Here is a 20,022-nt window from a genome sequence, read left to right as displayed (position 1 = left end):
CTTCATAAGAGAGGATGAATGGAGTGAATCTGGAATTTGAAAGGATTATGCCTTCCCTTCCATATATCCTGGAGGGAATACCGACTACATTAAAGGTTGTAGCGGTAGCGGCAGTAATCGGATTTGTTTTGGGAATATTATTATCTATACTTAAAATCAGCAGAATCAAGCCATTGAATTGGATTGCTGACTTTTATACATCCATTTTTCGCGGTACCCCTTTGGTGCTGCAATTAATGCTGATTTATTTTGGTTCACCACAAATATTAGGGATTCAAATCGAAGCGTTCCAAGCAGCATTTTTAGCATTCGGGCTAAATTCAGCGGCCTATATCTCTGAAATTATCAGGGGAGGCATTTTAGCGGTCGATAAAGGCCAACGAGAGGCTGCACTTGCACTTGGGGTTCCCTATTCAGGGATGATGCTTAATATTATCCTTCCGCAGGCCATCAAGAATATCCTGCCATCCCTTGTAAACGAATTGATTTCCTTAACGAAGGAATCAGCCGTTGTCACAATTATTGGATTAGGGGATATCATGCGCCGTGCTTATATTGTCGGCGGTGAGACATATAAATTCTTCGAGCCGATTTTATTTGCCGGTCTCATTTATTATGTGATGGTCATGATTCTCACCATCTTAGGCAAAGTGATTGAAAGGAGAATGAGACGCAGTGATTAAAATTGATGGACTCAAAAAAAATTATGGTAAGCTCGAGGTTTTAAAAGGAATCAGCACCGAGATAGGACAGGGTGAAGTGTTAGCGATCATCGGTCCATCAGGTTCGGGAAAATCAACTTTCTTGCGCTGCATCAATATGCTGGAAACTCCAACTGATGGTCAAATCAGGTTCAAAGATCAAATCATCACTGAAAAAAAGACCAATATCATGAAAGTGCGTGAAAATGTCGGAATGGTATTTCAACATTTTCATTTATTTCCACATAAAACCGTACTGGAGAATCTGATATATGCACCTATGAAGGTGAAAAAATTATCAAAGGCCGAGGCTGTAAAACAAGCTCGTGAGCTCTTGACTAAAGTCGGTTTGGCCGATAAAGAATCGACTTATCCGAATCGTCTGTCAGGCGGACAAAAACAAAGGGTCGCGATTGCACGGGCATTGGCAATGAACCCGGAAGTAATGCTTTTCGATGAGCCGACTTCAGCGCTTGATCCCGAGATGGTAAAAGAAGTGCTCGAGGTTATGAAGTCACTGGCACATACGGGGATGACCATGCTGATCGTAACGCATGAAATGGGATTCGCCAAAGAAGTGGCCGATCGAGTACTATTCCTGGACGGGGGTCTGCTCGTTGAGGAAAGTGCTCCGGAAGAATTCTTTTCCAATCCGAAAAGCCAGCGTGCAAAAGACTTCTTGGAAAAAGTTTTATAAGCTAAAGCAAATAGTATATAATTGTGAAAAAAGGTAACGTTTAGTTACCTTTTTTATTTTTTTCCTATAATGTATTTTTGTGTGCATGTATTTAGAAAAATTGGAAAATTAACGCACAAAGGACTGTGAAAATATCTGATTTCCTGATAGTATTATAATAGATAGAGAAAGAGCCAGGTGATACATAACAATGTTTAAAATCGGATACAGGACGATTAAAACTGCTTTGGGGGCCATCCTGGCAATTATTATTGCACAAATGCTTAATCTCGAATATTTCTCTGCCGCGGGAATCATTGCGATCTTATGCATCCAAGTTACAAAAAAGAAGTCGGTGTATGCCTCCTGGCACCGGTTTTTAGCTTGTTTGATCGCAATGGCCTATGCATCCCTATTATTTCAGTTCATCGCATTTCATCCGCTGATAATAGGTTTGATCCTCTTGATTTTCATTCCAACGACAGTTGCCTTGAAGATTAATGAGGGGATCGTGACGAGCAGCGTCATCATCATGCACCTATATGGGTCCGGTGACATCACTTTTTCCCTGCTGATCAATGAAACGATATTAATTGCAGTTGGAGTTGGAGTGGCACTTGTCATGAACCTGTACATGCCCAGTGTCGATGACAAACTGCTGGCCTATCAGGAAAGTATCGAAACGAACTTCAGTGCAATCTTGATGGGAATTGTCCGCTATTTGAGGGATAATGATCACACATGGGATGGTAAGGAAATCACCGAAACAGCCAATCTTCTTAATCAAGCCAAGAGCCTTGCCTTCAGGGACGTGGAAAATCATTTTTTAAGGGAAGAAGACCTGTATTACCATTATTTCAAAATGCGTGAAAAGCAATTTGAAATAATTGAACGAATTCTTCCCCTGGTCACGAATATTCCGTTGGTCGTCAAGCAAAGCGGGATAGTGGCTGATTTTATAGAAGATTTGGCAGAAAACGTCCACCCACAAAATACGGCCATCCTTTATCTGAAGAAGCTTGAGGAAATGGAGATTCATTTTAGGGGAATGGCACTGCCGCAGACACGTGAAGAGTTCGAATCCAGGGCTGCATTACTGCAGCTCATGAAGGAAATGGAGCGCTATTTATTGTTGAAGCATTCCTTCAAGGGATTACCCAAGCTGACCGGCAACCGAATGAAAAAGAGGCACTTGGCTTAAACTAAGCAAAAAAGTAAAGGGATGATACAAATGAAATGGATCCTTTCTTTGTTGCTTATGCTATCTTTGTGGCCGTTACAGGTACAGGCCCAGCCTCAATCGGTCAAACCTGGCGATCCGTTTATCATCATCAATAAAGCCAACAATAAATTGGCTTTCATAGATGATAACGAGGTCAAGGAGATTCTGCCGGTCGGTACGGGAAAGAGTCAGGAACTGACACCTGAAGGGATTTTCACGGTCAAAGTAAAAGCGGTCAATCCATATTACCGGAAAAAGAATATTCCTGGCGGCGATCCCAGGAACCCTTTGGGGTCGCGGTGGATTGGATTCGATGCGCGAAATACCGATGGGAGGATATACGGCATACATGGTACGAATCAGCCATCATCGATTGGTAAATATATTTCAAATGGCTGTGTCCGGATGCTTAAATCCGATGTGGAGCGTTTGTACGAAAAAGTCCCCATCGGCACTAAGGTGTTGATCACCCTATCGAACGAGGATTTCAAAACGCTGGCAAAGAAAAACGGAGCGATAAAATAAAGAGAGGGAAGCTTTTTGCTCCCCTCCCCGATACGGTGTCTATTACAAAAGAAATGCGATACCTGATAATAAGCTCGTTAATAACATTGAGATAAGCATCAAATACACGACGATCTTTCTGATTTTCTTGTTTCCCATATGCTCTCTCCCTTAATACAGTTTGATTGATTTTATTTTAACTTGAACATTTAGTAGAAACAAGTAAAAGTATAATGTTCATATTATTCCGAATCTTAAAAGGCTTTAATGCAAGATTAGTAGTATTTTAATGGAGTCATCCAATAATACATAGCATGGGGGTTTTTATGATGATTAAAAATATCGATCATATCGGTATTGCCGTCAAGTCACTTGATGAAGCCTTGCCGCTTTATACGGAAACGCTGAAATTGAAACTTGAAGGAATCGAGACAGTGGAGAGCCAAGGAGTGAAAGTGGCCTTCATCCTGGCAGGCAATACCCGTTTGGAATTGTTGGAAGCGTTGTCACCTGCAAGCCCAATCGCCAAATTCATCGAAAAACGCGGTGAAGGGATTCATCATGTGGCACTTGGCGTCGATGACATCGAAGATAGAATAAAAGAAATCAAAGAAGCTGGATTGCGCATGATTGATGATTCATCAAGAAAGGGAGCGCACAATGCGGATGTTGCTTTCGTTCATCCGAAGTCTACCGCGGGAGTATTATATGAGCTATGTGAACAAGCATTATCAAAGGAGGAGCAGAAATGACAGACATTTATGATACGATCAATGACCTATATGACAGACGCCGCAAAGTGGAAATGGGCGGCGGTGAAGAAAGAATCAATAAGCAGCATGAAAAGGGCAAACTTACTGCAAGGGAAAGAATTGAACTTCTAGTTGATCCAGGTACTTTCATCGAGCTTAATCCTTTCATCAAACACCGTAATACCAATTTCGGCATGGAAAAGGAAGAAGGGCCGGGAGAAGGGGTTGTCACCGGTTACGGAAAGGTCAACGGCCGCGACATTTATCTGTTTTCACAGGATTTTACTGTTTTTGGCGGTGCACTCGGTGAAATGCATGCTCTGAAAATTGCCAATGTTATGGATTTGGCAGCGGAAAATGGAGCCCCTTTCATAGGTTTGAACGATTCTGGCGGGGCGCGTATTCAAGAAGGCGTAGTTTCGCTTGACGGATATGGCCAAATATTTTACCGGAATTCCATTTATTCAGGGGTCATTCCACAGATTTCGGTTATTATGGGACCTTGTGCTGGCGGAGCCGTATATTCCCCAGCCATAACCGACTTTGTCTTCATGGTTGAAAAAACGAGCCAAATGTTCATAACAGGTCCTAAAGTCATTGAAACGGTTACAGGTGAAAAGATTTCATCCGAAGGATTGGGCGGAGCGACTGTACATAATACCATAAGCGGTAATGCTCATTTCAAAGGAGCATCTGAGGAGCAAGTTTTGGCGGACGTTAGACGTCTCCTGAGCTATCTTCCACAAAATAATGAAGAGAAGCCGCCAGTTTTGGAAGCGGATGATGGAGATGACTACCGGCCGGACTTAACGGATGTAGTCCCTTATGAAGGGATCCGTCCATATGATGTTCGGAAAGTGTTGGAGCAGGTTGTCGATGAGGATTCCTTTATGGAAGTTCAAGAGGGCTTTGCGAAAAACATAGTGGTCGGCTTGGCGCGGATCAAAGGGAAATCAGTGGGGCTTGTCTGTAACCAGCCAAAGGTGTTGGCAGGGGGACTTGATATAGATTCATCAGATAAGGCTGCCCGTTTTATTCGTTTCTGTGACTCGTTTAACATTCCGCTGATTACGTTTGAAGACGTTTCAGGGTTTTTCCCCGGCGTTAAACAAGAACATGGTGGGATCATTCGCCACGGTGCAAAGCTGCTATATGCTTATTCGGAAGCAACAGTACCAAAATTGACGATCATTCTGCGTAAAGCTTACGGAGGAGCTTACGTTGCTCTTAATAGTAAATCCATCGGTGCGGATCTTACGTTTGCATGGCCGAATGCTGAAATCGCGGTAATGGGTTCTGCTGGAGCGGCAAATATCATTTTTGCCCGTGAAATACAAAATAGCGAAGATCCGGAGGTGACACGTGCAGCTAAAATTGAAGAATACCGTGAGAAGTTCGCCAATCCTTATGTTGCCGCAAGTCTTGGAATGGTGGATGATGTTATTGATCCCCGTGAAACCAGGATTAAGATCATTCAATCTTTAGAAATGCTACGCAACAAAAAAGAAACTCGACCATGGAAAAAACACGGAAATATCCCGTTGTGATCAACATTGGAAGGAGCCCAAACTATTTGTTTTGGGCTCTTTTCCATACTGGCAAGATATCATTTTAAAGAAAACCATAATAAGTCATTATTCACCTTTTTAACAAGGCCTTCTGGCAGGGAAATGACCAGCATGCTTTTTCAGGCTGGGTTCTTCCTTTCACATTATTTGCCGGGGCGCGGCTTTTAGAAGTATAATTGAAGAGGAAAACTTTTTTGGAGGTTTTATTTTATGATTAATGAAGAACGTTTAGTTAATGAATTTATGGAATTGGTGCAGATTGATTCCGAAACGAAAAATGAAGCAGCCATCGCCAAAGTGCTGAAAGAAAAATTCGGGGCACTGGGTGTAGAAGTTTTTGAAGATGATACAACAGCAGTTACCGGTCATGGTGCAGGGAATTTAGTATGTACTTTAAAAGGAATGAAAGAAGGCGTAGATACCATTTATTTCACCTCCCATATGGATACGGTTGTTCCAGGGAACGGAATCAAGCCTTCCATCAAAGATGGATACATAGTGTCAGACGGAACGACCATTTTAGGGGCGGATGACAAAGCTGGATTAGCGGTCATGTTAGAAACGCTTAAAGTGTTGAAAGAACAGAATATCGAACATGGAACAATCGAATTCATCATAACAGTCGGTGAAGAATCTGGCTTGGTTGGTGCAAAGGCATTGGATCGCTCCCTTGTAACGGCTAAATTCGGTTTTGCACTTGATAGTGATGGAAAAGTGGGCAACGTGGTTGTTGCAGCACCTACTCAGGCGAAAGTGTCTGCAACCATTTTAGGCAAGACTGCTCACGCTGGTGTCGCGCCTGAGAAAGGCGTTTCAGCCATTACGATCGCTGCCAAAGCAATCTCTAGAATGCCATTAGGCAGAATCGACGAGGAAACGACAGCCAATATCGGACGTTTCCAGGGGGGACAGCAAACCAATATTGTTTGTGACCATGTGGAAATCCTTGCAGAAGCAAGATCCTTGATTCCTGAAAAAATGGAAATACAGGTAGCGAAAATGAAAGAGGCATTCGAGACTGCAGCCATTGAAATGGGCGGACGTGCTGAAGTTGAAGTTAACGTCATGTATCCTGGTTTTAAATATGGTGCTGGTGATCATGTAGTCGAAATCGCAAGAAAGGCAGCAGAGAAAATCGGCCGTCCATGCGAGCTGGTTAAAAGCGGCGGAGGAAGCGATGCGAATGTCATTGCAGGCTTTGGCATCCCTACTGTCAATCTAGCAGTGGGCTATGAAGATATCCATACTACGAATGAAAGAATTCCAGTTGAGGAATTAACGAAGCTAGCTGAAATGGTCGTCGCTATCATCAAAGAAGTATCAGGGGAATAACCACCTGTAATATGACGGGGGAATGTAGGAGTTTTCTGAGTATCGATAAAGGTGGTTGCATTTCTTGAGAAGGATAAGGAAGATGCCTTGTCGATTGAACCCGTGAAATCCTTGAGTTATACCCTTTGAACGGTGCCTTATTAAGCAATCGGTGTTGCCGTTTGATTACGACATTGATCAGCAAGAACTCGTATATATTTGGAAGGCGTTCAAAGTATTGAAGGAATACAGTCATCAATGACATGATGGCTGTTTTTCTTGGAGTGGAGCATCTTTCACCGAGGTTACCAAAGATAAATAGGGGTACCTTAATAGAAATGGTTTTTTATTGCCCCTATTATCCGGTGTTTTTTATTTTTACAAGGATGTGACGGTCAAACATGAAGGACATGTATCCCAAAAATGGCAGGGTCATTCTCCATGTAGACATGAATAGTTTCTATGCCTCAGTGGAAATGTCATATGATGTTTCATTGAAAGGCAAACCGCTGGCCATTGCGGGCAATGTTGAAGAGAGAAGGGGGATAATCGTCACCTGCAGCTATGAGGCGAGGAAGTTCGGGGTTAAAACGACCATGCCGATTTGGCAGGCAAAAAAACTATGTCCTCAATTAGTCATTCAGAAACCGAATTTCGAGCGCTATCGAAAGGCATCACTGGCTATTTTCGATGTATTGAGGCAATATACAGAGATGGTTGAACCGGTTTCGATAGATGAGGGGTATCTGGATATTAGTGAATGCGCCGAATTGGGTTCGCCTTTAGATATAGCCAATAGCATTCAGGAAAGAATTTTTAATACGATGGATCTCCCTTGCAGCATCGGGATTGCCCCTAATAAATTTTTGGCCAAAACTGCTTCTGATATGAAGAAGCCAATGGGAATCACCGTGTTAAGGAAACGGGACATTCCGGAAAAGCTCTGGCTTTTACAAGTTGGCGAAATGCACGGCATCGGGGATAAGACCTCGGAAAAGCTTCAAACTATCGGGATAAAGACGATCAGGGACCTTGCACACGCCAATGATAGTCAACTTAAACAGCTACTTGGGATTAATGGCATCCGTTTGAAGGATAGGGCTAATGGAATCGACCCAAGGGTAGTGGATCCTGAAGCGATTTTTGAGCATAAGAGCATTGGGAACTCGACAACTCTTCCGCATGACTCTGCCAATCAAAAAGAACTGATTGGTGTATTGGAAAAGCTTTCCGGTAAGGTAGCCGTCCGTTTGAGAAATAAACGCCTGCTTGGTCAAAAAATAGGTGTGACGATCCGTTACAAAGACCGCCGCACTATAACGAGAAGCAGAACGGTTCCTAATCCAGTTTTTGAAAAAAAGGATATTTTGGATGGAGCTATCGATCTATTCATGAAAAATTGGAATGGGGAAGGAATCAGGCTTCTTGGTGTCACTGCCTATGATGTCATCGAAAAAGAGTCGGCCTTCAAGCAACTGGATATTTTCTCCTTTCAAGAGGATGCAGAAAAAGAACCTCTGTATGAAGCGATGGAACACTTGCAAAATAAGTACGGAGAAAATATTATTAAAAAGGGATTACCCTTGAAAAATCGTTCAATTGGAACAGACACTAGCTTCAGTAAAGATTTCTTTGAGCCATCCAGGAGGAATGATCCTTCTTTTGACAAAGATTAGCGTACAAGCTGTGTAAAGATATAGAGAAGGGAAAGATGAATTATGACAAAACAGCAGATTGGCGTTATCGGACTAGCCGTAATGGGCAAGAACCTTGCTTTTAATATTGAAAGCAGGGGATATTCAATTTCCGTGTATAATCGCTCAGGATCAAAAACGGACGAAATGATGAAGGAAGCGGAAGGCAAAAACGTAACCGCCGCTTATACGCTTGAAGAATTCGTTAATTCTTTGGAAACCCCCCGCAAAATTTTATTGATGGTTAAAGCCGGAGCGGCAACGGATGCAACAATCGAGCAATTAAAACCGTTACTTGAAAAAGGTGATATCGTTATTGATGGAGGGAATACCTTCTTCAAGGACACTCAGCGCCGCAATGAGGAGTTAAGCAAGCTTGGCATCCATTTCATCGGTACAGGCGTGTCAGGAGGGGAAGAAGGAGCTCTGACAGGTCCATCCATCATGCCTGGAGGTCAAAAAGAAGCATATGAACTGGTTGCACCGATCTTGAAGGACATTTCAGCTAAGGTCGACGGGGATGCTTGCTGCACGTATATCGGACCGGATGGGGCAGGTCATTATGTTAAAATGGTACATAATGGTATTGAATACGGAGACATGCAATTGATTTCCGAATCTTATTTCCTTCTAAAAAATCTTCTTGGATTATCTGCAGAAGAATTCCATGAAGTCTTCTCTGAATGGAATGAAGGGGAACTTGATAGCTATTTAATTGAAATTACTGCAGATATTTTCAAAAAATATGATGAAGAAACCGGCAAGCCTATGGTCGATGTCATTTTAGATAAAGCTGGCCAAAAAGGTACTGGGAAGTGGACAAGTCAAAGTGCGCTTGATCTTGGTGTTCCGCTTCCAATCATTACGGAATCCGTATTCGCGCGGTTTATTTCAGCAATTAAGGACGAGCGTGTTGAAGCGAGTAAAATCCTTCGTGGGCCAAAAGCCGAATCATTTACAGGCGACAAAAAAGCTTTGATCGAAAGTATCCGTAAAGCACTTTATATGAGCAAAATCTGTTCTTATGCACAAGGATTTGCACAAATGAAAGCAGCATCAGAAGAAAATGACTGGAACTTGCAATATGGGGAAATCGCGATGATTTTCCGTGGCGGCTGTATCATCCGTGCACAATTCCTCCAAAAAATCAAGGAAGCGTACGATCGTGAAGCGAACTTGAACAACCTTCTTCTAGATCCTTACTTCCAAGGAATCGTCGAAAGCTATCAAGGAGCTTTGCGTGAGGTGGTATCAACGGCAGTGATGAATGGAATCCCGGTTCCTTGCTTGTCATCGGCACTTGCCTATTTCGACAGCTATCGTACAGAAACGCTGCCAGCTAACCTGATTCAAGCTCAGCGTGACTATTTTGGAGCTCATACTTACCAACGCATTGATAAAGAAGGAACGTTTCATACCGAATGGATGGAAAAATAAAAAGTTCAAGCCGGTTTAAAAGGGGAATCCCTTTTAAACCGGCTTTTTTGTTTCATCATGTAAAAAAGAGGGCGCTTGGCGCCCCTTTTTTTACTATCTCCGATGCTCTACAAGGTCAATGACCCCTAATACAACATGTGCCAAACCGAAACCAAAAACCGTATTAGCTACCATTTTGTTTGAGCCCCGGGTCTGCTTCATTGCATAACCCGCAGCTGTCACGGCTGTGCCCAACGCAGTTGGAATTAATCCTTCACGAATGTCCATCGTTTAATCCCTCCACATCGAAGTTAGTGGTGCCGTCACTGGCGCCTTTTCTAGTGTAACCTTAGCAAGGACTTACCATTCTATTTCTACAAAGAGGTTGGAAGGGTAAAAATGGTAATGATGAACTAGTTTTAAATAGTTCCAATTAATTTACCTTTTTTAGGGAAAACATAGTATGATGTATGTCATTCATCCTTGCTTTTTAGGTTTAAACACCTGCGGAAAAAGGAATATAAACATTGAAAGAGATGGACGGACCGTAGGATACAGTAGGCAGATAGAAGAGAGAAGGAGCGGGTGACTTTATGTTCATCATCTGGTGGGCTGTAGCCATATTTTTATTTTTCATCGCCTTAGAATTCGGTGTTTCATTTTGGCTCAATTCGGAAGTGAAGGAAGAAATGTCTAAGCCCAAGGAAATGTATCATATTATCCGTGATAAATTACTGAGGAAGAGTGTTTCATGAATGAAAAAAGGGATGCAGATTCAAAACTGCGTCCCTTTTTCATTTCAATCATTATTATTTTTCGTTTTTCTTGACTTGCCACCAAATATGTCCATCTTCTTCCAGGAGTTCATCGGATGCAAGTGGACCTGTGGATCCAGCTTCATAGTTAGGGAAAGACTCGTCTTTATTGTTTTCCCATGCATTGGAAATGGTATCGACGAACTTCCATGAGAGGGCAACCTCGTCCCAGTGCGTAAAGTTTGTAGCATCCCCGCGCATGCTGTCAAACAATAGCTTTTCATATGCCTCGGGAGAATTGATGTGTTCGATCCCTTTGTTCGAGACGGTCAGCTTCATTGGCTTTGTATTGGATGTCGTCCCGGATTTCTTCACATTTAGGTACAATGTGATACCTTCGTCAGGCTGGATATTGATAACGAGAAGATTCGGGTTCAGTGTTTCTTCCGTTTTATAATACAGGTTCATTGGGATATCTTTGAATTGAACAACGATATTCGTTGATTTGACATCCATTCTCTTACCGGTGCGGATATAAAAAGGAACACCGGCCCATCGGAAGTTATCAATCATCAATTTACCCGCAACATAGGTCTCTGTGTTGGATTCCGGATTTACGTTATGTTCATTGCGGTAGGCCGGAAGTGTTTGACCGTCTATCGTTCCTTCACCATACTGGCCACGGACGAAGTATTGATTGACTTCGTCCACTTTCATTGGTCGAAGTGAACGCAATGCCCGCACTTTTTCGCTTCGAATCTCTTCTGTCGTCAAAGCGATCGGGGGTTCCATGGCAAGCAAGGCCACCATTTGCAGCAGATGGTTTTGGACCATATCCCTTAGGGCACCGCTGGTTTCATAATAACGCCCGCGTTCTTCAACGCCAAGTGTTTCGCTTGAAGTAACCTGAATGTTGGATATATATCTGTTATTCCAAAGCGGCTCGAATAGGGCATTGGAAAAACGGATGACCTCAATATTTTGTACCATTTCCTTACCTAAATAATGATCGATACGGTAGATTTCATCTTCAGCGAATGCAGTTCGAATCTGCTCATTCAATTTTTGTGCTGTTTCGAAACTGTGTCCAAATGGCTTTTCTATGACCAGACGCTTATATCCATCCGTGTCACTCAGGCCTTGTGCTTTAATCTGTTCGGCAATCGTTCCGAAAAACTCAGGCGCCATCGCCAAATAGAAGATCCGGTTTCCTTCTAATTGATATTGTCCGTTTAATTGTTCGGCAATGTCTTTTAACTGCAGGTATGATTCCGAGCTGGAAACGTCGTGGGAGTGATAATGGAAATGGGAAATGAATTCGTCGACCTTTTCTTCCGCATGTCCGAACGTAAGTATCGAGTCCTTGACACTTGTTTGAAACTCCTCGTTCGTCAATGGTCTCCTTGCCACTCCAACAACGGCGAACTTATTGATTTTCTCTTTTTGAAATAGTCGATATATGGAAGGGAACAATTTTCTTTTCGCTAAATCTCCGGTAGCACCAAAAATCATGATCAATGCTGTGGGTTTATTGTTTTCTGTCATGTTTAAAACCTCAACTTTCCGTTAAATCTGTCTATAAAGTTGGAATTCCCGTATGTGTACCAATTTCTAATTTTACGTTTAGCTTTCCCTCAAAGCAATCAATTTGCGCATTTTTTCTCTATATTTCATTAAAAGTTTAATTTGGTTTCGGTTTTAATGGGTCATAAATGAAAGAGCACCTTGGTTATGCTATAGTTAAGTCATAAAGTATTTGCAACGGAGGTAGTATGAGTGGATTTCGTTTTATTGGGTACAGGCGCTGGCGTTCCGGCTAAAGCGCGTAATGTGACATCAATCGCCCTTCAATTATTGGAAGAACGTGGGACGGTTTGGTTATTCGATTGTGGGGAAGCAACACAGCATCAAATATTAAAAACGGCGGTCAAACCGCGAAAGGTTGAAAAGATCTTCATCACCCATTTACATGGTGACCACATCTTCGGACTACCTGGATTTTTAAGCAGCAGATCTTTTCAGGGCGGAGTGGATAAATTGACCGTATATGGTCCACAAGGCATAGATGCATTTATTATGACGAGCTTACAGGTGAGTGGAACTCATTTAAAATATCCCTTGGAAATCATCGAAATAGAAGAAGGCGAAGTGTTTGAGGACGAACAATTCACAGTGACGGCAATGTCGCTTGATCATGGCATTTACAGCATCGGTTACCGGATTGTGGAAAAAGATCGTCCGGGAAGCTTACTGGTCGACCGGCTGCGGTCTGAAGGTGTGAAGCCGGGGCCTCTTTTTAAAGCATTGAAAAATGGACAAACGGTCTGTCTCGATGATGGCCGTGTCTTAAATGGGAAGGACTATATCAGTGCTCCGCAAAAAGGCCGGATCATCACGATTCTTGGTGATACAAGAATGTGCAGCAATGCGCTCATTCTTGCTGAATCGGCGGATTACCTTGTTCATGAAGCTACATTTTCAGCGGAAGAAGCGGAAATGGCATCAGCCTATTATCATTCGACCACCGTTCAGGCTGCAGAAACGGCTTTGAAAGCGGGAGCTAAGCATCTAATCCTTACGCATATCAGCTCACGGTATACTCCGGAGGATGCTGAGAGGCTAAAAGAGGAAAGCAAAGCGATCTTTGCAAACACGATTATGGGTGAAGATCTTATGGCCATTAAAATTCCTTTGTATTCAGAGGAATCAGGCAGCTGAAATCAAAACCAATGTTTGATATAATTAATCAATTGTTCATTGGATATTTAAAGGAGTGTAAATATGACTGACAAAAGTGCCCTACATACTAAAGCAATGGATTTTCTCCTAAAAACAAGCCGGACTTTTTTCATTCCGATCAGCTATCTTCCAAAGGGATTACAAGAGGCCATTGGAGCTGCATACCTTTGCATGCGCGCAATCGATGAGATCGAGGACCACCCAGGTCTTCCAGCAGATAGTAAGGTTTCCCTGTTACAGGCTCTTAGTGAGCTTGATGCGGATTTCAGGGAAGAAGATCTTCAATCATTATTTGAACCATATAAGGATGATCTGCCCGAGGTGACCCTGTTTCTTTCGGACTGGATTGAATTTTGTCCTCCCGGTGCAAAATCCAAAGTCTTGGAGTCGACAAAGGAAATGGCCGAAGGCATGGCAAAATGGGTTACTAAGGACTGGCAAATCCATAATGAAGAGGAACTCGATGATTACACATATTATGTTGCAGGTTTAGTGGGGGTCATGCTGTCCGATATGTGGAACTGGTACGATGGAACCAAAACCGACCGTGAACTTGCCATCGCATTTGGCCGTGGACTCCAAACGGTCAATATCCTGCGTAACCGCGAGGAAGATGCAGAACGTGGTGTGAACTTTTATCCGGATGGCTGGGGTTTCGATGAGATGCTTGCGCATACGGAGCGTAATCTTGCATTAGCCGATGCGTACATTGGAGAGATTGAAACGAAAGAGATCATCCAATTCTGTAAAATACCCTTGGAATTGGCAAAAGCCACATTGAAAGCCCTAAAAGAAGGCAAAGAAAAAATTGATCGTGCTACAGTTACCGAAATTGTCAGCCAGGTCGTCGAACACTGATTTTTCAAAAAGCTGCTGTGAAAGTTACCATACCTTTCCCAGCAGCTTTTTTCATGTTTTATATTTAGAACTCAAAAAATTCTAAAAAGTTAAAAAATATATTGGAATAATTGGGACTAAACGATTATAATTTAGGACATAAAAGCGAAAAAAGCTGGCGTCGTTAGAAAAACATTATTTTAAATAAGGAAAAAGCGGGGGGAAAATATGAAAAAGAAATTATATTCAACTGCAGCCATGACATTGGTCGCAGGTTTATTATTGGCTGGGTGTGGAAATGACAAGGAAAAAGATGCGGCAAAGGATGAAAGCGGAAAGGATACCTTCAACATTGGGGTAACACAATTCGTTCAGCATGATTCCCTGGATCAAGCATATGAAGGCTTCCAGGCGGCATTGAAGGATAGTGACATCAATGTGAAATATGATCTTCAAAATGCACAGGGTGACCAAAACAACAGTCAAACGATTGCCAATAACTTAGTTGGGGATAAAGTGGATCTGATATTTGCGAATTCGACTCCTAGTGCTCTAAGTGCTTTAAATGCGACCAAGGATATTCCAATCGTCTTTACATCGGTTACCGATCCTGTAGCGGGGGAGCTAGTCACTTCTTTGGAAAAACCAGGCGGAAATGTGACGGGTACGACGGATTCCCATCCTGAAGCCATTGCCAAGTCAATGAAATTCCTAGCGGAAGAGCTTGGCGCCAAAACGATTGGAACGGTTTATAACACAGGGGAGCAAAATTCAGTCGTCCAAATAAAAAATGTGAAGGCGGAAGCGAAAAAAGCTGGATTGAAAGTCGTGGAAGCATCCGTCTCGACTTCAGCGGATGTTAAACAGGCAACGGAATCATTAATCGGAAAAGCGGATGCTTTCTATATCATTACTGATAATACAGTTGTCTCGGCACTGGAATCGGTCATTTCCGTGGCAAATGATCAAGATATCCCATTGTTTGTCGGCGAGCTTGATTCCGTGAATGCTGGCGGTTTTGCAGCATATGGCTTCAGTTACTATGATATTGGTTATGAAGCGGGGCAAAAAGCGGTTGAAATCCTGAAGGATGGTAAAAAACCAGGAGATATCCCGGTTCAATATCCACAAAAACTGAAATTGGCCATCAATGAAAAAGCAGCAAAAGATATGGGTGTTGAAATAAAAGAAGAATGGAAAGCAGATGCTGAGTTTGTAAAATAAACTCTGCTTTTGTTCGGGGAAGGAAGAAAAAAATGTTCTCAGCCTTATTCAACTCTTTTGAGTCGGGAATGATTTATGCAATCATGGCACTTGGTGTCTATTTAACATTCAGGATTCTCGACTTCCCGGATATGACTGTGGAAGGCAGTTTTGTGACAGGGGCCTCTGTTGCCGCGATTATGATCGTTAACGGTTACTCGCCGATCGTTGCCACGTTGAGTGCCATGGTGGCAGGGTTCATCGCTGGGACGATAACGGGGTTCCTGCATACGAAAGGGAAAATCAATCCTCTCTTGGCAGGTATCTTAATGATGATTGCGCTTTACTCGATCAATTTGCGGATCATGGGTGCATCCAACATTCCGTTGCTTTCCCAAACAACCATTATCACGAATATCCAGGATGCCTGGGCTGGCACCGGGCTGGACAATTTGTTGAATGGTCTTTTATCATTCGTGGGTCTCGGTGACAGTCTGCCAAAAACGTGGGCCATATTAATCGTTATGCTGATTGTGGCTGTAGTCATCCAGGCGGCAATGTCAGCTTTTTTAAAAACGGAAATTGGTCTTGCCTTACGGGCGACTGGTGATAATGAAGCCATGGTCAAGAGTTTTTCCGCCCATACCGGCAACATGAAGATCCTTGGACTTGCAATCGGAAATGCATTTGTGGCTTTTTCGGGCTCCTTGGTTGCCCAATATAACGGTTTTAGCGATATAGGCATGGGGATTGGAATCATTGTCATCGGATTGGCATCCGTCATAATCGGTGAGGCTCTATTTGGTGCAAAAACGATTGCACGTGCTACGCTGGCGGTCATTGGAGGGGCGATCATTTACCGAATCGTCGTAACTTTGGCACTTCGCGTTGAATTCCTTGAAACGGGAGATGTTAAATTAATTACGGCACTTATTGTGGTCGGGGCACTTGTCATTCCAAAAATTTCCGATAAACAAAAGGAAAAAACCCGGAAGAAAAGGCGGCTTAAAGAAATACAGATGCGTCATGATGGCACTTTACCGAAAGGGAGGGAAGAATATGCTTCGGTTAAATCAGATTTATAAAGTGTTCAATGAGGGAACACCAGATGAAAAGCTAGCCCTTGGAAATCTGGAACTGCAGATGACAAAAGGTGAATTTGTAACAGTCATCGGAAGTAATGGAGCAGGTAAATCGACGTTGATGAATATGATTTCCGGTAAGATTCTCCCTGATGCCGGTGAAGTCATCATTGATGGTGAAAACGTATCGGCCATTGAAGAACATGCCCGTGCAAAAATGATTGGCCGCGTTTTTCAGGATCCCATGCTGGGTACGGCACCGCATATGACGATTGAAGAAAATATGGCAATTGCCTATGGCAGAACCAATAAAAGAGGTTTAGGCTTTGGGGTGACAAAAAAACGGAAAGAACTTTTTAAAGAGTGTTTGTGCACCCTTCATTTAGGCTTGGAAAATCGGATGACTGCAAAAGTGGGATTATTGTCAGGAGGGGAGCGCCAGGCACTATCATTGCTGATGGCGACCTTCACCGATCCTAAAATCCTGCTTCTTGATGAACATACAGCAGCACTTGATCCTTCACGGGCAGAGCTCGTTACAAACCTTACGAAGGAAATCGTCGAAAAGAACCAGTTAACGACGTTGATGGTGACTCATAATATGCAGCAGGCAATCGATCTTGGAAATTCCTTGATTATGATGGATAAGGGACAAATCATTTTTGAAGCCAGAGGCGCTGAAAAGCAGAAGCTAACCGTCGAAAAACTGCTTAACGAATTCCAGCGCATCAAAGGCGAAAAAATGCTCAATGACCGTGCAGTATTGATTTAAGATGATGAAAAGGCCCGACCCGGGTAGAGTAATCTTGGGTCAGGGCCTTTTTATTTTGGGGTAATTAATAAGGTCAGGTCCTATTACTGAAGAAATGTTTTGCTTAAGAAAAATGGCTATCGTGGGTGCTCATGAGCATCTTGAAAATCGATGTCAATCGCTGTCGGCTGTGCTCCATGATGAACTATCGTTCTTTCTGTTTCCAAAAATCATTTTTATGAATGGCCTTTTCTTCGTCTTTTTAGTGGCAGCAGCTTCTTCAGCCGCGAGGAAATAATCAAAGTTTTGACCTATTGGTTTTTCTAACGCTTCGATACGGGCTTCGAGCCTCTTAACGAGTTTATGCATTTCTTCCATTTCACTTCTGTGCTGTAAAAGCTGATAGGATACAACATCGTCCGCTTTTGTTTTCAGTCCATTTTCAAGCCGGATGATGCGTTCTAGCAGTTGATCATGTTCTTTATTCGGTTCGGAGTGTTTCTGGATGGTTGCTTTTCTAAGCTTCTTCTCTGAGATGCTGACCTTTTGGAGAATGATGCCCTCGTTCAGCTGATCTTGGATTTTTCTCAATAATGCAATGTCTTCATCCGAAAACTGGTAGTGGCCAAGCTGATTCCGTTCTACTTCCATGTTCAATTGGGTGACCCAGCGTTGAATCGTACTATGGGAAACATTCAGTAACCGGGCAACTGCACTTGTATTCATCGAGATTCCCCCTTTTGGTTGTTGAATTCGATAAGTATGGGGAAATTCCTTTACTGTTGACAAAACATGTATTCATTCGGCAAAGAAAGTGGAATTCCTACGTAATTTGCATGAGGGGCAATCCAAGGTGGAATTAATTCCCCGTGGACAGTTTTTTGCAAATGGTAGCGTTGTTAGGAACTTTTAGAAGCACTTGTGATGGTGTGGCTGATGGTAATCAAGCTAAAAAGGGAAAAGTGATGCAGATGTCGAATTTATCTTTAAAACATGGAAAAAGGAGGACTAGTATGAACAGGATCAACATTATAACTTTAGGTGTCAGGGATATTGCTGAATCATTAAGGTTTTACCGGGACGGGTTGGGATTTCATACAACGGTTAAAGAGGACGAACCCGCAATCGTTTTTTTTAATAATGCCGGAACGAAACTTGCTTTGTATCCTTTAGAGGAGCTAGCAAAAGACATCAATGAGAAAGAACCGCCTAAGAAAAATGGTTTCCCGGGTCTTACGCTTGCTTATAATGCTAAATCAATTGAAGAAGTGGATGATATGATCAACAAAGTTGAAAAGGCAGGGGGAACAATCGAGAAATCACCTCAGGATGTTTTTTGGGGAGGGTACAGCGGATATTTTTCAGACCCCGATGGTTACTATTGGGAGGTTGCCTATTCGAAGGATTGGAGTTTTGATGAAAATGATATGCTGATTATAAAGTAACGGACACTTCGGAAGGACTACCCCTTAGAAAAAAAGGGCTGTTGCCTGGCAACAGCCGATCATCATCATGCACCTTACTGCGAAACTACATATTTGGCTAGTTCTTTACTTATTTGATTGCCCATTCGCTTCGATTGCTCAGTCGCTTCTTGTACACAGGCAATGAATGCTTCTTCCACTTGATGAGCCTGAAGTGCTTTCAGACCTGCTTCTGTCGTTCCGCCTGGTGAAGTTACTTCCTTTCTTAGTACAGCAGGCGTTTTAGGTGATTTCTGTAACATATCGGCTGCACCCATCAGTGTCTGGAGAATCAATTGCTTAGCGGTTTCGGAATCGAGACCTATTTTTTCTGCTGATTTTTCCAATGCCTCGACCAAGTAATAAATATAAGCCGGACCGCTGCCTGATAAGCCTGTTACCGCATCTAGCTGGGTTTCGTCGACAACTGCCACTGTACCTACCGTTTCAAAAAGGGTAATCGCCGTTTGTAATTGTGCTTCTTTCGTATGACAGTTAGCCGCAAGGGCCGTTGCTGATTTTCCTACAGCTGCCGATGTATTAGGCATTGCACGGACGATCGAGAACCGCTTGTTGGCGATACCTTCCAAGCTTGTTGTATGAACCCCGGCAACAACGGAAATGAACAGCATTTCTTCACGAATATATTCTTTTATTGATTGCATCGTTTCTAAAATATCTTTCGGTTTCACCGCCAGTACGACAAGGTTTGCATCCTGTACTAATAGCTGCAGCGATCTTGTGGCAGTTACACCATATTGGTTCTTTAAATAATCGAACCGATCATCATTTGATTTATTTGTTACAAAAATATTTGCTGGCTCAATTACCTGTTGGGTCACCAGCCCCGAAATGATTGCTTCTGCCATCGATCCAGCTCCGATAAACGCGATTTTTTTCATAGTTCCCGCTCCTTTTTCTTTTGAAGTTTTCGGCCTGTATTTGAAAAACAAAAAGACCCCTCATCCAATAAAGGACGAAAGGTCTAGCTTCCGTGGTACCACCTTTGTTCAACCTTCCCATAATAAATAAACAGAAAAGCTGCACTTGAATCCTCTAACGCGGGAATTACGTCAGGTTTTCCTGAAGGCTCATAAGGTAGGTTCAATAATGAGGGGGCGATGAAGCCTTTCAGCACATTCCGAGCTTCACTCTCTTTACGCCATCAATAATTTACTTGGCCTTAATCAAAGCCATGCCGTCTTTAATTACTTGTGATTATGAAGGATATATTGGCACTCTGTCAATGATAATATATGCATGGACGATAAAAAATAGACATGAATTATGTGAAAATAATGACAGTAATTAAAAATACATGTAAAATGGTAATTATACATGATAAGTA

General features: G+C 42.6%; 21 protein-coding genes. 16 read left to right on the top strand and 5 right to left on the bottom strand.

Annotated elements, in window-relative coordinates; genetic code table 11:
• Nucleotides 1–23: 23 nt before the first annotated feature.
• The 4 genes from ABC374_RS15790 to ABC374_RS15775 all read left to right on the top strand — a co-directional run bounded on the left by ABC374_RS15790 (nucleotide 24) and on the right by ABC374_RS15775 (nucleotide 3,124).
• Entirely contained in the window at nucleotides 24–683 is a 660-nt protein-coding gene (locus tag ABC374_RS15790) for an amino acid ABC transporter permease (RefSeq protein ID WP_034311315.1), read from the top strand.
• Complete coding sequence (locus ABC374_RS15785; RefSeq protein ID WP_350299428.1) at nucleotides 676–1,398, top strand: amino acid ABC transporter ATP-binding protein; 723 nt, start codon at nucleotides 676–678, stop codon at nucleotides 1,396–1,398. The genes ABC374_RS15790 and ABC374_RS15785 overlap by 8 nt, the downstream gene beginning before the upstream one ends.
• Nucleotides 1,399–1,588: 190 nt before the next feature.
• Nucleotides 1,589–2,578 carry an aromatic acid exporter family protein gene (locus ABC374_RS15780; protein ID WP_413018814.1) on the top strand — a complete coding sequence of 330 codons (990 nt, stop codon included), beginning with the start codon at nucleotides 1,589–1,591 and terminating at the stop codon, nucleotides 2,576–2,578.
• A 30-nt stretch (nucleotides 2,579–2,608) separates the two neighbouring features.
• Nucleotides 2,609–3,124 (top strand): L,D-transpeptidase, encoded by a 516-nt coding sequence (locus ABC374_RS15775; RefSeq protein WP_350299426.1) that lies wholly within the window; start codon nucleotides 2,609–2,611, stop codon nucleotides 3,122–3,124.
• A 42-nt stretch (nucleotides 3,125–3,166) separates the two neighbouring features.
• Here the strand turns inward: ABC374_RS15775 and prli42 are convergent, their stop codons facing one another.
• The gene (gene prli42 / locus ABC374_RS15770; protein WP_155726463.1) at nucleotides 3,167–3,262 is read right to left on the bottom strand and encodes a stressosome-associated protein Prli42; all 96 of its coding nucleotides are present in this window, start codon (nucleotides 3,260–3,262) and stop codon (nucleotides 3,167–3,169) included.
• 167 nt (nucleotides 3,263–3,429) lie between these two features.
• Between prli42 and mce the strand changes: the two genes are divergently transcribed.
• From mce to gndA, 5 genes are all read left to right on the top strand, one after another.
• Nucleotides 3,430–3,855, top strand: coding sequence for a methylmalonyl-CoA epimerase (gene mce, locus ABC374_RS15765; RefSeq protein ID WP_034308227.1), 426 nt, complete (start codon nucleotides 3,430–3,432; stop codon nucleotides 3,853–3,855).
• Nucleotides 3,852–5,402 carry an acyl-CoA carboxylase subunit beta gene (locus ABC374_RS15760; protein WP_413018811.1) on the top strand — a complete coding sequence of 517 codons (1,551 nt, stop codon included), beginning with the start codon at nucleotides 3,852–3,854 and terminating at the stop codon, nucleotides 5,400–5,402. Before mce ends, ABC374_RS15760 begins: the two co-directional genes overlap by 4 nt.
• A 231-nt stretch (nucleotides 5,403–5,633) precedes the next feature.
• Nucleotides 5,634–6,755, top strand: coding sequence for a tripeptidase T (locus tag ABC374_RS15755; protein ID WP_101222503.1), 1,122 nt, complete (start codon nucleotides 5,634–5,636; stop codon nucleotides 6,753–6,755).
• Between the two features lie 380 nt (nucleotides 6,756–7,135).
• Nucleotides 7,136–8,410, top strand: coding sequence for a DNA polymerase IV (locus tag ABC374_RS15750; protein ID WP_413018809.1), 1,275 nt, complete (start codon nucleotides 7,136–7,138; stop codon nucleotides 8,408–8,410).
• 42 nt (nucleotides 8,411–8,452) lie between these two features.
• Nucleotides 8,453–9,865: an NADP-dependent phosphogluconate dehydrogenase gene (gene gndA, locus ABC374_RS15745; RefSeq protein WP_350299424.1), complete on the top strand. Its 1,413-nt coding sequence runs from the start codon at nucleotides 8,453–8,455 to the stop codon at nucleotides 9,863–9,865.
• Nucleotides 9,866–9,958: 93 nt separating this feature from the next.
• Here the strand turns inward: gndA and ABC374_RS15740 are convergent, their stop codons facing one another.
• Complete coding sequence (locus ABC374_RS15740) at nucleotides 9,959–10,132, bottom strand: hypothetical protein (protein ID WP_034308217.1); 174 nt, start codon at nucleotides 10,130–10,132, stop codon at nucleotides 9,959–9,961.
• 305 nt (nucleotides 10,133–10,437) lie between these two features.
• Here ABC374_RS15740 and ABC374_RS15735 point away from each other — a divergent pair, with 305 nt between their 5' ends.
• Nucleotides 10,438–10,599: a hypothetical protein gene (locus ABC374_RS15735; protein ID WP_350299423.1), complete on the top strand. Its 162-nt coding sequence runs from the start codon at nucleotides 10,438–10,440 to the stop codon at nucleotides 10,597–10,599.
• A 54-nt stretch (nucleotides 10,600–10,653) separates the two neighbouring features.
• Here ABC374_RS15735 and zwf read toward each other — a convergent pair whose 3' ends face one another.
• On the bottom strand, nucleotides 10,654–12,144 hold the full coding sequence (gene zwf / locus ABC374_RS15730; protein ID WP_350299422.1) for a glucose-6-phosphate dehydrogenase: 1,491 nt from the start codon (nucleotides 12,142–12,144) through the stop codon (nucleotides 10,654–10,656).
• A 231-nt stretch (nucleotides 12,145–12,375) separates the two neighbouring features.
• On the opposite strand from zwf, the gene rnz reads away from it, so the two are divergent.
• From rnz to ABC374_RS15705, 5 genes are all read left to right on the top strand, one after another.
• Complete coding sequence (rnz, locus tag ABC374_RS15725) at nucleotides 12,376–13,317, top strand: ribonuclease Z (RefSeq protein WP_350299421.1); 942 nt, start codon at nucleotides 12,376–12,378, stop codon at nucleotides 13,315–13,317.
• A 63-nt stretch (nucleotides 13,318–13,380) separates the two neighbouring features.
• A complete protein-coding gene (locus ABC374_RS15720) occupies nucleotides 13,381–14,196 on the top strand; it encodes a squalene/phytoene synthase family protein (protein WP_350299420.1) in 816 nt (271 codons plus the stop codon).
• A gap of 207 nt (nucleotides 14,197–14,403) precedes the next feature.
• A complete protein-coding gene (locus ABC374_RS15715) occupies nucleotides 14,404–15,399 on the top strand; it encodes an ABC transporter substrate-binding protein (RefSeq protein WP_413018806.1) in 996 nt (331 codons plus the stop codon).
• Nucleotides 15,400–15,431: 32 nt separating this feature from the next.
• Entirely contained in the window at nucleotides 15,432–16,463 is a 1,032-nt protein-coding gene (locus ABC374_RS15710) for an ABC transporter permease (RefSeq protein ID WP_350299419.1), read from the top strand.
• The gene (locus ABC374_RS15705; RefSeq protein WP_413018803.1) at nucleotides 16,438–17,232 is read left to right on the top strand and encodes an ABC transporter ATP-binding protein; all 795 of its coding nucleotides are present in this window, start codon (nucleotides 16,438–16,440) and stop codon (nucleotides 17,230–17,232) included. Before ABC374_RS15710 ends, ABC374_RS15705 begins: the two co-directional genes overlap by 26 nt.
• Before the next feature lie 153 nt (nucleotides 17,233–17,385).
• Here ABC374_RS15705 and ABC374_RS15700 read toward each other — a convergent pair whose 3' ends face one another.
• Nucleotides 17,386–17,937 carry a MerR family transcriptional regulator gene (locus ABC374_RS15700; protein WP_350299418.1) on the bottom strand — a complete coding sequence of 184 codons (552 nt, stop codon included), beginning with the start codon at nucleotides 17,935–17,937 and terminating at the stop codon, nucleotides 17,386–17,388.
• A gap of 287 nt (nucleotides 17,938–18,224) precedes the next feature.
• Here ABC374_RS15700 and ABC374_RS15695 point away from each other — a divergent pair, with 287 nt between their 5' ends.
• Entirely contained in the window at nucleotides 18,225–18,656 is a 432-nt protein-coding gene (locus ABC374_RS15695) for a VOC family protein (protein WP_413018801.1), read from the top strand.
• A gap of 74 nt (nucleotides 18,657–18,730) precedes the next feature.
• Here ABC374_RS15695 and proC read toward each other — a convergent pair whose 3' ends face one another.
• A complete protein-coding gene (gene proC, locus ABC374_RS15690) occupies nucleotides 18,731–19,576 on the bottom strand; it encodes a pyrroline-5-carboxylate reductase (protein ID WP_133347699.1) in 846 nt (281 codons plus the stop codon).
• Nucleotides 19,577–20,022 lie beyond the last annotated feature (446 nt).

Origin of the sequence: Peribacillus phoenicis (assembly GCF_047238085.1) — a bacterium.
In the GTDB taxonomy this organism is placed as follows: Bacteria; Bacillota; Bacilli; order Bacillales; family DSM-1321; genus Peribacillus.
This window is presented reverse-complemented; position numbering and strand designations above follow the sequence as displayed.

Excerpts from the sequence above, each read along its gene's own strand:
- ABC374_RS15780 (WP_413018814.1), top strand. The coding sequence starts at position 1,589 with ATGTTTAAAATCGGATACAGGACGATTAAAACTGCTTTGGGGGCCATC.
- ABC374_RS15775 (WP_350299426.1), top strand. The coding sequence starts at position 2,609 with ATGAAATGGATCCTTTCTTTGTTGCTTATGCTATCTTTGTGGCCGTTA.
- prli42 (WP_155726463.1), bottom strand. The coding sequence starts at position 3,262 with ATGGGAAACAAGAAAATCAGAAAGATCGTCGTGTATTTGATGCTTATC.
- mce (WP_034308227.1), top strand. The coding sequence starts at position 3,430 with ATGATGATTAAAAATATCGATCATATCGGTATTGCCGTCAAGTCACTT.
- ABC374_RS15760 (WP_413018811.1), top strand. The coding sequence starts at position 3,852 with ATGACAGACATTTATGATACGATCAATGACCTATATGACAGACGCCGC.
- ABC374_RS15755 (WP_101222503.1), top strand. The coding sequence starts at position 5,634 with ATGATTAATGAAGAACGTTTAGTTAATGAATTTATGGAATTGGTGCAG.
- ABC374_RS15750 (WP_413018809.1), top strand. The coding sequence starts at position 7,136 with ATGAAGGACATGTATCCCAAAAATGGCAGGGTCATTCTCCATGTAGAC.
- gndA (WP_350299424.1), top strand. The coding sequence starts at position 8,453 with ATGACAAAACAGCAGATTGGCGTTATCGGACTAGCCGTAATGGGCAAG.
- ABC374_RS15740 (WP_034308217.1), bottom strand. The coding sequence starts at position 10,132 with ATGGACATTCGTGAAGGATTAATTCCAACTGCGTTGGGCACAGCCGTG.
- ABC374_RS15735 (WP_350299423.1), top strand. The coding sequence starts at position 10,438 with ATGTTCATCATCTGGTGGGCTGTAGCCATATTTTTATTTTTCATCGCC.
- zwf (WP_350299422.1), bottom strand. The coding sequence starts at position 12,144 with ATGACAGAAAACAATAAACCCACAGCATTGATCATGATTTTTGGTGCT.
- ABC374_RS15720 (WP_350299420.1), top strand. The coding sequence starts at position 13,381 with ATGACTGACAAAAGTGCCCTACATACTAAAGCAATGGATTTTCTCCTA.
- ABC374_RS15715 (WP_413018806.1), top strand. The coding sequence starts at position 14,404 with ATGAAAAAGAAATTATATTCAACTGCAGCCATGACATTGGTCGCAGGT.
- ABC374_RS15710 (WP_350299419.1), top strand. The coding sequence starts at position 15,432 with ATGTTCTCAGCCTTATTCAACTCTTTTGAGTCGGGAATGATTTATGCA.
- ABC374_RS15705 (WP_413018803.1), top strand. The coding sequence starts at position 16,438 with ATGCTTCGGTTAAATCAGATTTATAAAGTGTTCAATGAGGGAACACCA.
- ABC374_RS15700 (WP_350299418.1), bottom strand. The coding sequence starts at position 17,937 with ATGAATACAAGTGCAGTTGCCCGGTTACTGAATGTTTCCCATAGTACG.
- ABC374_RS15695 (WP_413018801.1), top strand. The coding sequence starts at position 18,225 with ATGAACAGGATCAACATTATAACTTTAGGTGTCAGGGATATTGCTGAA.
- proC (WP_133347699.1), bottom strand. The coding sequence starts at position 19,576 with ATGAAAAAAATCGCGTTTATCGGAGCTGGATCGATGGCAGAAGCAATC.